Source organism: Niabella drilacis, assembly GCF_900101395.1.
Taxonomy (GTDB): Bacteria; Bacteroidota; Bacteroidia; order Chitinophagales; family Chitinophagaceae; genus Niabella; species Niabella drilacis.
Genome location: NZ_FMZO01000008.1, coordinates 108434 through 125081, shown reverse-complemented (window position 1 = coordinate 125081; position 16648 = coordinate 108434). Strand labels below are relative to the sequence as shown.

Here is a 16648-nt window from a genome sequence, read left to right as displayed (position 1 = left end):
CCATTTCCTGTGCCGGGTTCGTTTATCCCGCACTGCTCCTGATGACAATGCAATTCCCGGCGAAATTCTTAAAAAAAAATCAAACAGGCATCACAAAACGTCTCAATAGTTAGTCAAATCTGTTCATTCTTAAAAAGACCGGTCAACTGTAAAAGACCTGTATCCGGAATGGCAATGCCTTATATCCTTATTAGAAGTACCACAGGTGGTAATGTAACCCCATCTGTTAGTAGCAACAAAAAAGCTATTCCCCGGTGGGGAACAGCTTTTCCCTATTCATTTATACAACTTATTTTCCCGCTTCCAGGCGTACCTTCCTTACAAAACCAACTGTTACCCCTGCAGCTAACATCAAAAACAGCCTTCCGGTAATGCTTTGCAGGACCACTATGCTCCTGGGGCAGCTTCCGGCCTTTGAACAACGCATTCAAAAAAGACACCAGCTGCCGCTTATGAGCTTCCGAACCAAAGATCCTTTTAAATCCAAAATCAGTTAGCGGGTCGATATAGCGCCCTATCGGCGCTATCGCCGGGGTTTTCATAGTTGCCATCCTTAAAGATACGGTTTTTCTTAAGAGAACATATCAGAAGGCCGGCAACTCTCAGGGCAAACGCATCTAAATTGGGTGAAAAGAGCACACCAGGAGCATTTTCAGGCACTGTAAGTGCCGCGTGTTTATAGCAAGATATTAAAGGGGAAACACGCGGCTCCTACAGGAGCCGGGTTGATAAAACAGCAGATTACTATAAACACGCTGCTCCTCCGGAGCTGAACAATGCTGAAATCAGAGGCGTTTGCCCTGCGGCAACTCTGATTACAAGGTTATTTTTTGCTCCGTGCCCGTGCCAGCAGGATCCGCCGCTGCCCTCTTTCCAGATCCCCCTCCTCGCCCATCAGCATTCCCCAGGCATGCAAGCCGTCCACACGGTCAAATATTATTTTTAATATCGCCAGGAAAGGAATGCAAAGGAACATTCCGGAAATGCCCCAAAGCATTTCACCGATAATGATCCCGATAAAAGCGATCATCGGGTTCAATTTTACTTTCGAACCTACAACAATCGGCATTACCACATTGCTGTCAATGGCATGCACGATGATAAAGGCGGTAATGACCAGCAATACCTTCGCACCGCCGATAGTAGCAAAAGTCACCAGGCAGCTAAACAATAGTGCGGTCAGGATCCCCAGGTAGGGTATCACGTTAAAGATGCCCCCCATAAAACCAAGCAGTATCGCGTACTTTACCCCAAGCAGGGAAAGCACGACGATCAACATCGCCGAAACGATCAGCATCTGTATCAGCAATCCTATAATATACTTTTTAATAATGGACTTTACCCGTTTCACAATTTCCGCTACCCGCTGCTTGTGGGCATCACTAAATACCGACACCAGGAACGCGTACAGCACTTTCCGGTAATTCAGTATAAAAAAAGTAAACAAAAGGGTGAACCCCAGAAAAATAAGCGTAGACGAAACGGTAGACAGTGTTGTGCTTACGATAGTAGCACTTTGGGAGAATAGTTTTTCGGCTCCCTGGTTAATATAGGTCCATTGCTTTCCCGCATTGATATGGAATTTTGTACTGATCCAATCCTGTGTGCTATAAAAAGCCTGCAGTCCGTTCTGTTTAAGCCGTGGCCAGTCTTCCGTAAACGAACGGGCTTCAGCACTGAAGAATGTTATTACTCCTGCAAAAATCAATAGCATTAAGATCACCACCGTAGTGGTTGCCAGGGTTCTCTTAAACCGGCATTTCCGCTCCAGGAACAGGGCAAGCGGCAAAAACAGCAGGGCCATCAAAAAAGAAAAAAACAGGGGTGCAAATAAAGTTTGCCCCAGCATCAGCAGGTATCCTATACTGATGATACAGAAAAGGACCAGCGCCAGTCTTGATAAAAAAGAAAGGGATTGATTCATAGACCTAGTATGAGGTTGTTAAATTTAAGGGCACAGGAAAGCTACTCACCCGGCGCCCGCTCTTTCAGTATCCGCAATTCCCTGGGATAATAATTGTTGACCCGGTTGGGCAGCACGTTCATCCAGCCCAGCGGGTGTCCGGCAAAAACAGCCAGCTGCCAGCCTTTTTGTGTCGCTTCCAGCACCAACTCTTTCCGCTGCAGGTAGCGGATCGCTTCTTCACGGGACAGAGCGGCCCGGGCCACCGTATCAGGGGTCAGCCCGCTTAGTGCCAGTGCGTGGTCGGGGATCAGTTTATCACGGACCAGCTCCCCCACCAGTACCCCGGAATATACGACCTTCATCTTCCCCGCTAAAAGATCCAATGCTTCACAAAGCGCATCCGGCCAGGCATAGATCCGGCCACCAAAAATAACAAACTGCCGTTCCGCCGTGCTGATCCATCTGGCAAGCACGCCCGTTTCTTTCACCGAAAGCGGTTTCTGCTTCATCCGGTATTTTTCCGGTCTGCCGGCAGCGCCCTTTTTCCGGAACACACTCATAAAAAATCCTTCTCCCCTTAAAAGATGCGGCCAGAAACGGTATCCAAAATCCGACCCTTCTTTTACCGTTACCACATTCCAACCAGGCTCCGGATCCAATGCTACACCTTCCAGTTCCATCTCCGTCCCGAGCCATTTCAAAATATCCTCATCTTCTTCTTTCGAATAAGAGCAGGTCGAATAAACAAGGAGCCCACCCTCCCGGAGTGCAGGCAGTATATCAGCCAGGATGCGTTGCTGGCGCTGACTGCAAAGTGCCACACTGTGTTCGCTCCATTCTGTAATCGCAGTTTCATCCCTGCGGAACAATCCACTTCCACTGCAGGGAGCGTCTACTACCACTACATCAAAAAAGCCCGGTAATGCCGCAAAGTCGGCCGGATCATTATTGGTTACGGCGATATTAGGAGCCCCCCATTTGATTATATTATCCTTTAGCACGGCGGCACGGCTGCGGATCACTTCGTTACTCACCAAAAGACTATCCTTCGAAAGCAGCGACTGTATATGTGTGGTCTTTCCACCGGGAGCAGCACAAAGGTCCAGTACCTTCAGCGGTTTTGTAAGATCAACGGTCTGCCGCAGCGCCTGCTCCAGGAACATACTGCTGGCCTCCTGTACATAGTAACAACCCGCATGAAAAAGCGGGTCAAAAGTAAACGAGGGCCGGCTGGCCAGATAGTACCCCAGATCCGTCCAGGGAACCGGCTCATAACCTGTCTGAAAAGCCGGGGCAGCAATTTTACGGGGATTGATCCGGACCGATGTAACCTGTACGTCCGACTGGTGTACGGCAACAAATGCAGCCTCATCAAAGCCCGGCAGGTCTCTTAATGAATGTATGAACGGAGGTGGTAATTGCACAGGACAAAACTAATGATTTGCAGCAACCCGCAGCACTTCCGCAAAAACTAAAAACTTTCTGTTGTTTTTTATCTATTTTTATTCGCATTGATGAAGCTCCGTCATATATACCTGTTCCTGCTATTTTTGTTTGGTGGTATCCGTGTTCCGTTTGCCCAAACAATAACGCGGCTCAGCAACTATCCCGAATCCTGGAGCACCTTTGGCAATATGGAACCTCCCATGCAGGACAGCATCGATGACGTACTGGTCCTCTCAAGTAAGCCGCTCTTCGACCATAATGAGCTATTTGGCCTCAGGCTCCAGCTGCTGCTGTCAGATGTGCCACATCCCCGGATCGAGTTTGAAGCAGAGGTATGTGCAGACAGCGGGTTCTTTTATATTGAATCGGAGATCAAAAACATCGCCGGTGAAACCGAATGGATGATAACGGGGAACCCGGTAAACGAGCTGTTTCATCACCTGAATACAGGGAGCCGGTTTAAAAAGTTTTCATTTGAGCTGAATAAGGAATACGATTATGCCAGGACCGTAGGCGGCAAATCGGTTACCCTTTCTATCGGGATAAAAGGTCCCGGCCGGTTCCGGCTCAAACACTTCGCGCTTTTGTCAGACAAAGGCGTGGTAACCCCCGAAGACCGGACCAGGCTTTTTAAGGCCGATACCGCCTTTGAGCAGGCCCCCTATTACAACGGCTCAGGAACCAATGCCCTGCCGGCATCCGTAACTACAGAAGATCTTTTTATCCTTGGAAAAACCTGGGGCTTTCTGAAGTACTACCACCCCGCAATCCGTAGCGGGAGCTATAACTGGGACTTTGAGCTTTTCCGGTTCCTCCCCCGGTTTTTAAAGAGCTGCACCACCCGGGATCAGCGCAATGCCCTCCTTTTGGAATGGGTCCGGAGCCTGGGCTCTTTCGAAACCCGCAACGCCCCGCAGGCAGCTGTTGCCGGCAGCATAAAAATGTACCCGGACTATGGCTGGATCCGTAAAAATGAGCTGGGCCCGGCATTGTACAGGACCTTGATGGAGGTAAGAAACGCCAAAAGAACAAGCACCGGATATTATTCAGGACATACGCCAGACGACAGCACCGTGTCCATTCCCTTTAACGAGCTGGCGTATCCGCACCTGAAATACCCCGATGCCGGGTTCCGGCTGCTGGCCGTTTTCCGGTATTGGGCCTGCCTGGATCATCTGTATGCCTACCGGTATCTTTTGAACAACAAAGACCAGCAGTTCCGGCACAGTATCAGCCGCTTCCGTGCCTGCAAAAATGAGCAGGACTACGATCATGCCGTAAAAGAAGCTGTTGCCTTTTTAAACAGCGGGCACACGATTTTATATGATGTGTATACGGCACCCGCTAAAATGCTGGGCTTTTATGCTGAAAATGTAGCGGGAAAGATCGTGGTAACAAAAGTGAACGAACGGGAAAAAACCATACATCGGGGGGATATCATTGAGCGGATCAACGGGATACCGGTATTTACACGCATCAACCAGTACAAGGGGTTGCTGCCAGCCCCGCGACCGGCCATTTTTTACCGCGAGGCAGTAAGAGCCCTGTTATTCACGGACGACAGCAGCACTACGTTTTCCATTGTCCGGAACGGACGGCCACTGACCCTATCCACCCAGCAGTACCTTACCAACGGATCCGAAGCCAGTCAATTGCTTACGCCTGTGGATACCTCTTTTATGGAATTAAATAAGCATACGGCCTATTTAAACCTTCCCGTTATCCCGGACAGTATCAGCTTCTGTTCCCTTTTTAAAAAAGTGCGAAACTACAAAAACCTGGTCATCGACCTGAGGAGCTACCCTGTACTCTCCTGGGACCTCATAAAAAAACATTTTTTCAACCAGCCATCCGCGGTATTTAAGGCCACTTCTGTTGATCCCCTGACCCCGGGGCTCTTCCGCTTTACCGAAAGTGGTTTGGAGATCAGCCGCCAGCCGGACAGCGACATATACAAGGGCCGCATTGCAGTACTCACAAACGCCTATACACAAAGCTATGCGGAAACACTTGTGATGGCTTTTAAAAAGCGCCCGCAGACCATTACGGTAGGACAAGCTACGGCCGGCGCCAATGGCAATACTTTTGCTGTGGCATTTCCCGGCGGCTATTTTACGCGGATGGAAGGTCTTGGAGTATACACTTTACAAAAAAAGGAAACACAACGAAAGGGGCTGGTTCCGGACTATAGAGCAGCGCCCGCTATCAGGGATATTGCCGAAGGCCGGGATGTATTTATTGAAAAAGCAGTGCAATTGCTCAATGCTCCCTAAAATCGGATCCTGCCGGAAAGTTTTAGCTTTCAGTTTTAACCGTAGGGATCACCAGGTTGGGCAGGACTTGCCCCGCCTCCGGGGTTTTCTTCCGGCCACGTTCCGGATAAATTCGCTTTCTTTGTATGACACAATTCTTAAAATCAATAATAAATTTTATATCATGGCTGAAATTACATTAAAGGGGAACCCTGTTACAACTGTGGGAACATTACCTGAAAAAGGAAGTAAACTAAAGGACTTTACGCTGGTGAACGCAGGGCTGGCAGAGAAAAAGCTGGCCGACTATGCCGGTAAAAAAGTGGTACTGAATATTTTTCCCAGTGTGGATACCGGCGTATGTGCTGCCTCTGTGAGAAAGTTTAACGAAAAAGCAGCAGCGCTTGATAATACCGTGGTCCTGAACATTTCAAAAGACCTGCCGTTTGCGCTGAACCGTTTTTGTGCAGCAGAAGGGATCAGCAATGTAGAAACCCTCTCCGACTTCAGGGGGCATTTTGGCGATGATTATGGGGTAACCTTCGCCGACTCTCCCATGAAGGGCCTGTTGAGCCGCGCGGTGATCGTAGCCAATCCCGATGGGGAAGTAGTATATACCGAGCAGGTGCCGGAGATTACTACAGAGCCTGACTACGAAGCAGCACTGGCCGCATTAAATTAACCACGAAAGGGGGATGAATTTTATATAAAATCATCCCCCTTTTTATTCTTCTTATATATGACCAAATCAAGACTTGAAGCATTCAGTGATGGTGTACTGGCCATCGCAATTACCATTATGGTGCTGGAACTGCGCCCGCCTGAAGACGGATACACACTAAAATCCCTGCTGGAGCTGCTTCCTACGTTTCTGAGTTATGTATTAAGCTTTATTTATGTAGGCATTTACTGGAACAACCACCACCACATGTTCCATCTTGCTGATAAAATAAACGGGGCGGTCCTCTGGAAAAACCTGAACCTCCTGTTTTGGCTGTCGCTCTTCCCTTTTACTACCGCATGGATGGACAAGAACTATATGCAGCCGCTGCCTGTTGCCGTATACGGTTTTGTGCTTACAATGGCCGCCATAGCCTACCTGATCCTTCAGAAAGAATTAATAAAAGCCGGGGGGCCTGATTGTAAACTGGCCCAGGCTGTCGGGACCGATACCAAAGGTAAAATTTCCGGAGTCTTATACCTTGCCGGCATCGGAGCCAGCTTTGTAGCTACCTGGATCAGTATCTCCCTGTATACCATTGTAGCGCTGATCTGGTTCATCCCTGATAAGAGGATCGAAAAGTTTTACCACGAAAACGGCGAGATCTAAAACCGGACAGAGAAGCCCTGTTTCTCCCTGAATTCTTTCCGGAAACTTACAATACCAATATAAAAAAGGTCGATATCACAGGTTACGGCTTCATGTGCAACAATATTTTTCCAGGCGGCTTCCATTTCCCCGCTCCAGTGGATGTCATCAAATACCAGTAACGTATCATTATGAATATGTGGCAGTAACTGGCTGAAATAGCGCTCTGTGGGTTCCTGCCGGTGGTTCCCGTCAATGAAGGCAAAATCAATTTCCGGCATCGATTCCAGCACTGCCGGAAGGGTATCGTCAAAATTTCCCTCTACCATCTCAATGTTCTTCAGTCCCAGGCCCGAAAAATGTTCCCGGGCCAGCGCAGCTACGGACGGCGCCCCTTCCATGGTAATTACCCGGGCGCCGGGATCAGCAGCGGCAAGGTATGAAGTGGTAAGGCCCAGCGAGCTCCCCATTTCCAGGATCCGCTTTGCCCCATAATGACGGACCATCCGGTACATAAGCTGCCCGTATTTTGCAGGTTTAGCTGCATTTTTTGCAATGGAAGCTACTTTTCGTATACGGGACCGGGTCTTTGAGGAGCCCGCACCCATGTCTTCCACGGTAATAACGCCGGGGTCCTTTAAAAGCGCTTTCCGGAGCGCCTCGGTTCTCTCATAATCCGGGTAGCGGGTAAAATCATTCATCACCTGGGTGATAAACTCAAAGACGAAAGGAGAGTGCATTCCATGTCCCTTGCTGTTGGAAGCATGGATATAGTATTTAAAGTATTTGGATGCGGCAACTAAAGGAGAATAAACCATGGAAATGCAGAATATAAAATTTTAAATGCAAAATATAAAATTCAACCCTTTTTGAAAAAGCCCGGCTCATTATGAACATAACAGGGCTTCAATTTTACATTGAATATTGAGTACCCGATATTTTACACCTAATTGCGTTCCCAAAGCTCAAAAGTATAATCAAACAAATGCTTCTCATCTGCCTGGTATTCCTGTTTACTTGTTAAGGTCCAGGCATTCTGATCAAACACAGGGAAAAAAGCATCTCCCTCCAATGCTGTGTCCACCCGGGTCAGGTAAATCCGGTTAGCCCTGGGCAGGTATAATTTATAGATCTCTCCTCCCCCGATCACCATCAGCTCCTTCACATCCATTTCCTTTACCAGCAGTTCTACATCTTTCTGGCTGCGGGCAACAATAGCATTTTCGATCTTCAGGCTTTTATTGGTACTGAGGACGATATTTTTCCGGCCGGCCAGCGGCTGCTTAAATGATTCGAAGGTCTTACGTCCCATTACCACGGGCATTCCCCAGGTCACATTTTTAAAATGCTTCATATCGTTTGGCAACGACCATAACAGTTTATTATCTTTACCAATAACGTTGTTGTTGGATGCCGCGGCTACTAAAGAAATGATCATAAATATTGAATATTAAACACCGAATTGAAAATTTTAAACTATTTACCCCGTTTTTTTTGAGCGGCAGATATGCGGGCGGCAAAAATCGCAATCAACTCATTCCATTCCCGGAGAGCAGTGCCCACTACCGGCTTCTCCTTTATAATCCCAAGATGAATTTTAGTTTCCCTTAGTTCTTTAAGGGCACACTTCATCTTATGAATAAAGCCGGTCTGAGATTCCGCTGCCTGAACCGCTCCATACATCAGCGCAAATGCTGTTCCGTTCTTCGACAACTGATGTTCAAGATTATTTCCCGCCTTTGTTGAAGGCAAGATATCGCAAACATTCAACGCAAGGGCCGCAAAATGAGCCAACGGATCTTCCAGTTCATATCTCCGGGTATTTTCCATATTTCAAATCCCTTATTCTACATTTAGTAAGTATTTATACCGCTACTACCCCCTTAATGCCGGGATGTGCCTGGTAATTGACCAGTTCAAAATCTTCAAACGAAAAATGGAAGATATCTTTTATCTCCGGGTTGATCTTCATTTGCGGCAGCGGATGCGGGGTGCGGGATAACTGTAATTTTACCTGTTCCAGGTGATTGCTGTAAATATGAACATCCCCAAAACTGTGGATGAATTCGCCCGGCTCCAGGTCGCAAACCTGTGCGATCATCATCGTTAACAGGGCGTAGGAAGCGATATTAAAGGGCACGCCTAAAAATACATCCGCCGAACGTTGGTACAGCTGGCAGCTCAAACGGGGCTTTCCGGGTTGCTCACCTGCTGTTTTTGGAGCCGCCACATAAAACTGGAATAAGGTATGACAGGGCATCAGCGCCATCTCCGGCAACTCGCCCACGTTCCAGGCGCTTACGATCAGCCGCCGGCTGTCCGGACTTTTTTTGATCTGCCGGATCAGGTCCGTTATCTGGTCCACCACTTTTCCATCCCTGCCTTCCCAGCTCCGCCACTGCTTTCCGTACACGGGGCCAAGGTCCCCGTTCTCATCCGCCCACTCATCCCATATCCGTACACCATGTTCCTTCAGGTATTTGATATTGGTGTCCCCGTTCAAAAACCAGAGTAACTCATAGATAATACTTTTCAGATGAAGCTTCTTTGTGGTAACAACCGGAAACCCTTTTTGAAGGTCAAAACGCATCTGGTATCCAAATGTGCTGAGGGTTCCTGTTCCAGTCCGGTCCGTTTTCTCAACTCCTTCATTTAAAATATGTTGTAGTAAATCCAGGTATTGCTGCATGGACGCAAGATAATCATTATAATGCCATCTCCGAAATCTGCCGCAGTGCCTGTGTGAAACCTGTGCATAGGAGCATCCTGATTTTAGCTATCAGAGTTATCCGTTTTCGGCCATCAGGGCAGGACATAGCGTCCTTTAAACAATATTAAACTATATTCAACAATGTCCCACCACATTAAACCAGTGAAAAGTGAAACGGCTCTAACCCGCCGGCGGGCAGGCTGGAAACTTTAAACCTTAAACTTGAAACAAACACAGGAGTCTTCAGCTGTCAGTTATCAGCCCCTTAAACAATATTCGACCGCATTCAGCAATGTTCAGCCACATTTAACACGGCATAACTCAAACTGGAAACCTGAAACAAACATAGGAGCTCTTAGCCGCCAGCTCATTTGAGAATTGAGAATTAAGATCCGGGATACCAGATCGGGTATAAAAAACAGCCCCAAACATGAAAGCTGATACTAAAAACCGGCCCCCGGCCACCGATAAGCCTGTGTCCATACCCGGAGTTGCTCCATCTGCTCCCGGTGATCCTGGATCCAGACTTCGTTCATCACATTTCCGGAGGGCGAAAAGATATGATGCGCAAAACTTTCAACAAGCTTCTGTTCATGCAGCCCTCTGAAAAACGGAAGATATACGCTTCCATAAAACCCGCTGTGCCCCGTCTGCCCTGCCAGCAATTCAATAACTGAGGCCAGGCGGCCTGCAAAACGGTCTGCCGGCAAAAGCCCTTCTGTTTTTGAAGCATCAGCTGCCCCTCCAAGTTCAAACAGCAAGCTTATCGACTGAAAATCATCATCCGCAGGCCGTTTATGTCCCCGTTTCTTCAAAGCGCCCCGGGAGATCTCAATATGATAGGTATTGGAATCTGTTTTCTTTGCATTACCTTCTACCAGGCGGCGTACTTCACCAAGGGCATCCTCTGCCCGCTTACTCCTGTTATCCAGCAGCAGGTAAGTCATGTAGGGCATTAATGCCGCTATTTTATTGTTCTTCAGCAGCATCGTTCTGCCCAGCATAAAATGAGAGGAAAGATGCACCGGGTTTTTGGAGAGGGATGCTTCCAGTTCTGAAATACCCGCATCAATCTGGTTCATCCTTAAATAAGTGATCGCCTTGTTATAGTTGAGCATATTATTGCCGGGAACCTCCCTGATCCCCTCCTCATATACTTTTAAGGCTTTCTGATGATCGCCCTGCTCATCCAGTGCCGCCCCCCAGGTACTATATGCATTCCCCATAATACTGCTGTCTGCCCGTTTGCTCTTAATAATGACCTGACTTAATTCGATCGCTTGCTTATAATTTTTGGAGGCCATCAGGGAATACGATTTTTCATATTGAGCGATCACATGATCCGGGTCTATTCCCAAAACGCTGTCGTATTTTTTTACAGCATCCGCATATTGTCCCTGATCATGAAAACGGATCCCCTCCATCATCAGCAATTTGATCCTGCTGGTGTCCTGCCCCTGTACCTTTAACAGCAGCAGTAAGAACCCGGTGAGCAGCAATTGTCCTTTCATCTCTGGCATTTACTCCAAAATTACAGATCATATACCGCATTTTGATAAAACGGGATTTATAATAAGCATGATTCCGGCCCGCCAAAGACACAGGGTGCTGCCCGGCTCCGGCATATGCGTGGCTTACCCTATACCGGAAATAAAATATACATTGCGGCAACAAAAAGAGCCGGGTTACCGTACAGGCAATCCCGTCCGGATTTGTCCGGGCGGGATTTATAAAAGCGGTCCTCAAATACAGCTTCCTGTACTGTTCATCATTTATACGTCTAATAGGCGGCCGTAAAACGCTGCCGGGTATGTGCCGGATGTTCTGCTTCATTGATGACCGCTACCGCCAGGTCCTCTACGGACAATACACTTCTTCCGGATGCATCAAAAACAGGAGTATCCCCGCCCAAACGAAATTTACCGGTACGGCCGGCTGTAACTCCCGGGTTCATTTCTATGGCCGGGCTGAAAAAGGTCCAGTCCAGCTGCCGGTTAGCCTTCAGCTCATTCAAATAATCACGCGCAGCGAGGGCGCCTGCTTTATATTCCCGCGGGAAATCCGGACCATCCACCAGCTGCTTCCCGTCTACCAGCAAACTACCGGCCCCGCCCAAAACGATCAGTCGTTTAAGACCGGTTTTCTCCACAACGGCTTCAATATGCCGGGCACCATCCAGGAAGTCCTCATAAAGATTGGGATTCGTCCATCCCGCATTAAAAGCACTGATAACCACATCGCTGCCCGCTAAAGAAGCTGCCAGTGCCGCTTCATTGGTCACATCCACATTTTTCAGGGTCAGGAGGCCCGGCATGTCGCCCAGTTTAGACGTATCCCGTGCCAGGGCTATTACCGCATGCCCTCTTTCAAGAGCTTCCTTTACGACCGCGCTACCTACAAAACCGGTAGCTCCAATAATTGCAATTTTCATTATCTGCTATTTTTATTATTTAATTGTATTATTTTTTATTACAGTTTAAATCAAAAAAAATCAAACCCGTTCCAGCAGGTCCCTGATCGTAATGGAACGAAACCTTTTCAGCAAAGCCTGTTCCGCTTCGGTATTTAAACCGTCCATAATAACGCCGATACGTTTACCAACAGTACAGTGCTGGTTGGGCAGGTTCCTGGAATGAGCAAACAGGCCCTCCTTATAAACGACCCTATACAGGTCCGATAACCGGATCTTTGAAGGAGGCATTGCCAGGCTGCTTCCGCCATTTTTACCTTCCTGCGTTACAACAAATCCGGCGGCCCGCAGAACGCTGATCTCCTTTCGTACCAATACCGGGTTGATGTTAATGCTCCCCGCTATATAAGATGAGCTTAATGCCCCCTCTTCCTGTGCCAGCAGGGTAAGGATATGAATTACTGTTGCAAAACGCCCGTTGATCATTCTGTAATTATTTTTATTACAGAACAAAGATACAGACAAGCGCCTGAAAAAATGAAACCGGGAATGTTAAATTTTCCGTGCGGCGTTTTTGTACAGGGCGCATACCCTTTCTATTACCAGGCGTCTGAAGACAGGCCCCCGGGTTTCATCAACCAGGGCGAAAGAAGATCATGCACTTGCGCCGCTCCCGGAAATTTCCGTTATCTTAACGGCAAATTTCTACTATGGCCAGCCAGCGTTTCAGCAATCATGTCCGGTATTATCCGCCGCATCATTTTGTCTTTTATCCCTTCCTGTTGCTGCTGGAAGCCGGCGCTGTTTACAACATTTTCTGTGATCCTGCTTTAAGAACGGTATGGATCTTTATCGCCCTGCTGATCCTGCTTATTGGCTGGTTGTCCTATATGCTGCGGCAGCATTATGCCCTTATGCTTCAAAACCGGATGGTAATGCTGGAAATGCGGCACCGGTATTTTGTACTCACCGGCAAGCCCTTTGACCCACTGGAACAACTGCTGTCTTTTTCGCAGGTTGCAGCACTGCGGTTTGCCCCCGATGAAGAATTGCTGCCGCTGATCGAGAAAACACTGCAGGAAGCGCTTCCTCCCCGGTCTATTAAACAACAGATCCGGAGCTGGAAAGCCGATACTATGAGGGTATAAAGTCCCTGCCCGCCTGCTTGTCCTTACCCTTTATATTATAAATGGGTATGATAACCTTCAACCAGGATCATCCTACGGCCTTAAGCCGTTGGAACGCCCTGAACGCTTATGCCATAGACAATGCCTGCACTCAAAAACATCGGACCTGAGCGGATTTTTCAACCTGATTGAGCAAATCGTTCAACAAAAACACCGTTGATCCTTTATCTGCAGAGCTCTGCGCTTGCCTTTACCATACTGCCCGGCCCGGTTGCCTGTCTTTAAAGGGGGCTCTTTACGACGCTTTCAGCACAATACTATCCCGGGGCACCGCTCATGCGGCCCCCAAAATAAAAGGAAAAATTGTTCAATGAACTTGGTGTTATTGTGAAATCCATCCGGTAGTGTTTCCAGTAGTTTTATCCCATCATTTTTTTACCAAACAAGCCATATGTATGAAAAAAGTATTACTCATACTGCTTTTAGGAACCATTAGTCATTTTACATGGGCCCAGCAAGTATTACAGGTCAAAGGAACGGTACGGGATAAAAACAACAATCCCCTGCCAGGTGCTACCGTAACAGTAAAAGGAACAACGACAGCAACGCAAACCGACGAGAACGGAAATTTCATTTTAAATGCGGAAAAAGGGCAAACCCTGGAGTTTACCTATACCGGTCTTCAAACCGCAGAAGCCTCCATTACCGGCACCAATACCATCACGGTATCCCTGAACGAAGGCAGCCAGATGGACGAAGTAGTGGTGATCGGGTATGGGACCATTAAGAAAAAAGATCTTACGGGTGCCGTTGCTTCGGTAACCGGTAAAGACCTGCAGTCCAACCTGGCCAAAAGCGCTGCAGGCGCCTTACAGGGCCGGATAGCAGGTGTATCCGTCTCTAACGCAGGAGGTACGCCGGGCGCAGGCTTAAGCATCAATATCCGCGGCCTTGGCTCTTTGCGCAGCAACGCTCCGCTTTATGTTATTGACGGGGTGTTTGGCGATATTAATTTGGTTGATCCCAATGATATTGCCTCCCTGGAGGTTTTGAAAGATGCATCTGCCGCAGCCATCTATGGTTCGCGGGCGGCCAATGGGGTGGTGATCGTTACCACCAAGGGAGGACGTAAAAACAGCCCGGCCGTTATCGGCATCAATGCCTTTACGGGGGTGCAAAGCCTTCCCAAAAAAATGGACTTAATGAGCGGTCCGCAATGGAAGGCCATTGAAAAAGAAAACGGCCTGCTGCCCGCCCAGGCAGAAAGCTTTATGGCCAATACCAACTGGCAGAACGAAGTGTTTCACACGGCGCCCATCAACAAAGTAAATTTAGATGTATCCGGTGGAGGTGAGCGATCTACCTACAATGTTTCTGCGGGCTATATGGATCAGGACGGTATTTTAAAAACCACCGGCTATAAGGCATTTACCATACGTACCAAAAATACGTTCAGTTTTTTCAACGATCATTTTCGCATGGGTAATACCTTCTTAATTAAATCGGGCGACCGCAAATATTCCGACCTGACCATCACCGATGTGCTGCGTCAGAATGCATTACTGCCGATTTATGATCCCGCTATATTGGGGGGCTATGCCACTTATGCCCCGTGGATGAAAAATTTAGAAAACCCTGTTGGTTTTTTAAACCTGCATAACAAGCACGTATATCAGACGGATATTATGCTGAATGGCTATGCCGAAGCAGATCTGTTTATAAAAGGGTTAAAATACAGACTCAATGTTGGTATTAACCGGACCACCGGCAGGAATTATGACCGGGGTCTGGCCTATACCTATGGCACAGCCAATCAGCAATCCTATCTTAACGAAAATGCTTTTTTCAACAATCAGTGGCTCATTGAAAACACCCTGCATTACGACCGCACACTTAACAAGCACACCATTCATGTTTTAGCAGGTTATTCGGCCCAGGAAAATACCAGCCGGGGCTTTGGAGCCAGCCGGAAAGATCTTCCTTCTGGAACCGATGCTATTAACGCAGGGGCCTTACCCGATCAGTCTACATCCGGAAGTCTGCAGGAAGCAGCGCTCATATCTCAGTTTGGCCGTTTAGTATATAGCTATGACAGCCGTTATCTGCTGACGGCATCGTTGCGCCGGGACGGATCGTCCAAGTTCGAGGACGGACATCGCTACGGGGTATTCCCCTCTATCGCCCTGGGCTGGAATGTGATGAATGAACGCTTCTTTGAGGCCGCAAAAAACACCGTAAATGAGCTGAAAGTACGTGCCAGCTACGGCAGGCTGGGTAACCAGGAAATACCCAATTACACCACGCAGAACATCACTACCTATGGCATCAACTACATACAGGGCGGCAAGCTGTGGCCCGGATCCATTACCGGTATCAACTGGGTTTCCCGCCCGGACCTTACCTGGGAGGAAACCGTTACCAGCAATATAGGACTGGACCTGGCCTTTCTGAGGAATAAACTCAACATTAGCGCCGACTATTATATAAGAGATACCAGGGGGGTACTGCTCAATATCAATCAGCCCCCTTCTACAGGACTTACAGGCTCACCGGTGATGAATGCCGGAACCATCAGCAATAAAGGCTTCGAATTTTTAGCCACGTACAGAAATGCTGTTGGCGCATTGAACTATACTATTGGTGTAAACGCCTCCACGGTTAAAAATGAAGTGAGCGCCGTAACCGTGGGCACTGTGCAGCAATTTGAAGGCTTTAATCCACGGGGTGAGGGCGTTGTGAGCTGGGCTAAAGTGGGATACCCTATCGGCGGTTTCTGGGTAATTAAAACCGACGGCCTGTTTCAGTCAGATGCCGAAGCGCAGGCGTACAAAGATGCCAACGGTAACGTAATACAGCCCAAAGCAAGGGGTGGCGATATTAAATTTGTTGATTTTAATGGTGATGGAAGAATTGACAACAATGACCGCCAGTACGTAGGAAGCCCCTTCCCCAAACTGGCTTATGGCATACGGGGCGGACTGGATTACAAAGGAGTAGACCTGGCTTTCTTCTTTGACGGCATGTACGGCAACAAAATATACAATTATACCCGTGCACGCATGGAGCAGACCAACGAGGTAAACAACCACTCAGCAAGCCTGCTGAACTCCTGGACTCCCTCCAACACCAATACCGATATCCCCCGCTACACCCGGGAGGACCCCAATGATAATAAACGGCGGGTAAGCGATCGCTGGATCGAGAGCGGTGCATTCTTCCGCCTAAAAACAGTGGAACTGGGCTACACGCTGCCTAAACAGTGGTTAAGCAAGGCCACATTAAAGAACGGCCGTATCTTCCTGGCAGCAGACAACCTGTTTACCGCTACCAAATACAAAGGCTATACACCTGACCTGGGGCAAAGCAATGGCGAAAACGGCGATTATACCGGTGTGTTTTCAGCGGGTACTGATTATGGCCGTTTTCCGCTGGCACGTACCATTATGTTTGGCATACAGGCCAATTTTTAATGTTGAAACGGCATTTTG

15 protein-coding genes are annotated in these 16648 nt (G+C 48.2%); 5 read left to right on the top strand and 10 right to left on the bottom strand.

Annotated features, from left to right (window positions below):
• Window positions 1-272: 272 nt before the first annotated feature.
• From BLS44_RS15075 to BLS44_RS15065, 3 genes are all read right to left on the bottom strand, one after another.
• A complete protein-coding gene (locus BLS44_RS15075) occupies window positions 273-551 on the bottom strand; it encodes a PD-(D/E)XK nuclease family transposase (protein ID WP_090391010.1) in 279 nt (92 codons plus the stop codon).
• A 272-nt stretch (window positions 552-823) separates the two neighbouring features.
• Window positions 824-1924 (bottom strand): AI-2E family transporter, encoded by a 1101-nt coding sequence (locus BLS44_RS15070; RefSeq protein ID WP_090391009.1) that lies wholly within the window; start codon window positions 1922-1924, stop codon window positions 824-826.
• 41 nt (window positions 1925-1965) lie between these two features.
• Window positions 1966-3330: a methyltransferase RsmF C-terminal domain-like protein gene (locus BLS44_RS15065; protein ID WP_090391007.1), complete on the bottom strand. Its 1365-nt coding sequence runs from the start codon at window positions 3328-3330 to the stop codon at window positions 1966-1968.
• Window positions 3331-3420: 90 nt separating this feature from the next.
• Between BLS44_RS15065 and BLS44_RS15060 the strand changes: the two genes are divergently transcribed.
• The 3 genes from BLS44_RS15060 to BLS44_RS15050 all read left to right on the top strand — a co-directional run bounded on the left by BLS44_RS15060 (window position 3421) and on the right by BLS44_RS15050 (window position 6934).
• Window positions 3421-5625: a S41 family peptidase gene (locus BLS44_RS15060; RefSeq protein ID WP_090391005.1), complete on the top strand. Its 2205-nt coding sequence runs from the start codon at window positions 3421-3423 to the stop codon at window positions 5623-5625.
• 163 nt (window positions 5626-5788) lie between these two features.
• Entirely contained in the window at window positions 5789-6286 is a 498-nt protein-coding gene (gene tpx, locus BLS44_RS15055; RefSeq protein WP_090391141.1) for a thiol peroxidase, read from the top strand.
• A gap of 57 nt (window positions 6287-6343) precedes the next feature.
• Window positions 6344-6934, top strand: a complete 591-nt coding sequence (locus BLS44_RS15050; RefSeq protein WP_090391003.1) for a TMEM175 family protein — start codon at window positions 6344-6346, stop codon at window positions 6932-6934.
• Here the strand turns inward: BLS44_RS15050 and BLS44_RS15045 are convergent.
• From BLS44_RS15045 to BLS44_RS15010, 7 genes are all read right to left on the bottom strand, one after another.
• A complete protein-coding gene (locus BLS44_RS15045) occupies window positions 6931-7731 on the bottom strand; it encodes an O-methyltransferase (RefSeq protein ID WP_090391001.1) in 801 nt (266 codons plus the stop codon). The two genes, BLS44_RS15050 and BLS44_RS15045, sit on opposite strands and share 4 nt — an antisense overlap.
• Window positions 7732-7859: 128 nt before the next feature.
• Window positions 7860-8351: a dihydrofolate reductase gene (locus BLS44_RS15040; protein ID WP_090390999.1), complete on the bottom strand. Its 492-nt coding sequence runs from the start codon at window positions 8349-8351 to the stop codon at window positions 7860-7862.
• Window positions 8352-8389: 38 nt separating this feature from the next.
• Window positions 8390-8743 carry a four helix bundle protein gene (locus BLS44_RS15035; protein ID WP_090390997.1) on the bottom strand — a complete coding sequence of 118 codons (354 nt, stop codon included), beginning with the start codon at window positions 8741-8743 and terminating at the stop codon, window positions 8390-8392.
• Window positions 8744-8777: 34 nt separating this feature from the next.
• A complete protein-coding gene (locus BLS44_RS15030; protein ID WP_090390996.1) occupies window positions 8778-9602 on the bottom strand; it encodes a thymidylate synthase in 825 nt (274 codons plus the stop codon).
• A gap of 464 nt (window positions 9603-10066) precedes the next feature.
• The gene (locus BLS44_RS15025) at window positions 10067-11143 is read right to left on the bottom strand and encodes a tetratricopeptide repeat protein (protein ID WP_090390994.1); all 1077 of its coding nucleotides are present in this window, start codon (window positions 11141-11143) and stop codon (window positions 10067-10069) included.
• A gap of 260 nt (window positions 11144-11403) precedes the next feature.
• Window positions 11404-12054: an NAD(P)-dependent oxidoreductase gene (locus BLS44_RS15015; RefSeq protein ID WP_176954435.1), complete on the bottom strand. Its 651-nt coding sequence runs from the start codon at window positions 12052-12054 to the stop codon at window positions 11404-11406.
• Window positions 12055-12114: 60 nt separating this feature from the next.
• Window positions 12115-12519, bottom strand: a complete 405-nt coding sequence (locus BLS44_RS15010; RefSeq protein ID WP_090390990.1) for an RrF2 family transcriptional regulator — start codon at window positions 12517-12519, stop codon at window positions 12115-12117.
• A gap of 224 nt (window positions 12520-12743) precedes the next feature.
• Between BLS44_RS15010 and BLS44_RS15005 the strand changes: the two genes are divergently transcribed.
• Window positions 12744-13181, top strand: a complete 438-nt coding sequence (locus BLS44_RS15005) for a DUF6526 family protein (RefSeq protein ID WP_090390988.1) — start codon at window positions 12744-12746, stop codon at window positions 13179-13181.
• 434 nt (window positions 13182-13615) lie between these two features.
• A complete protein-coding gene (locus BLS44_RS15000; protein ID WP_090390986.1) occupies window positions 13616-16630 on the top strand; it encodes a SusC/RagA family TonB-linked outer membrane protein in 3015 nt (1004 codons plus the stop codon).
• Window positions 16631-16648 lie beyond the last annotated feature (18 nt).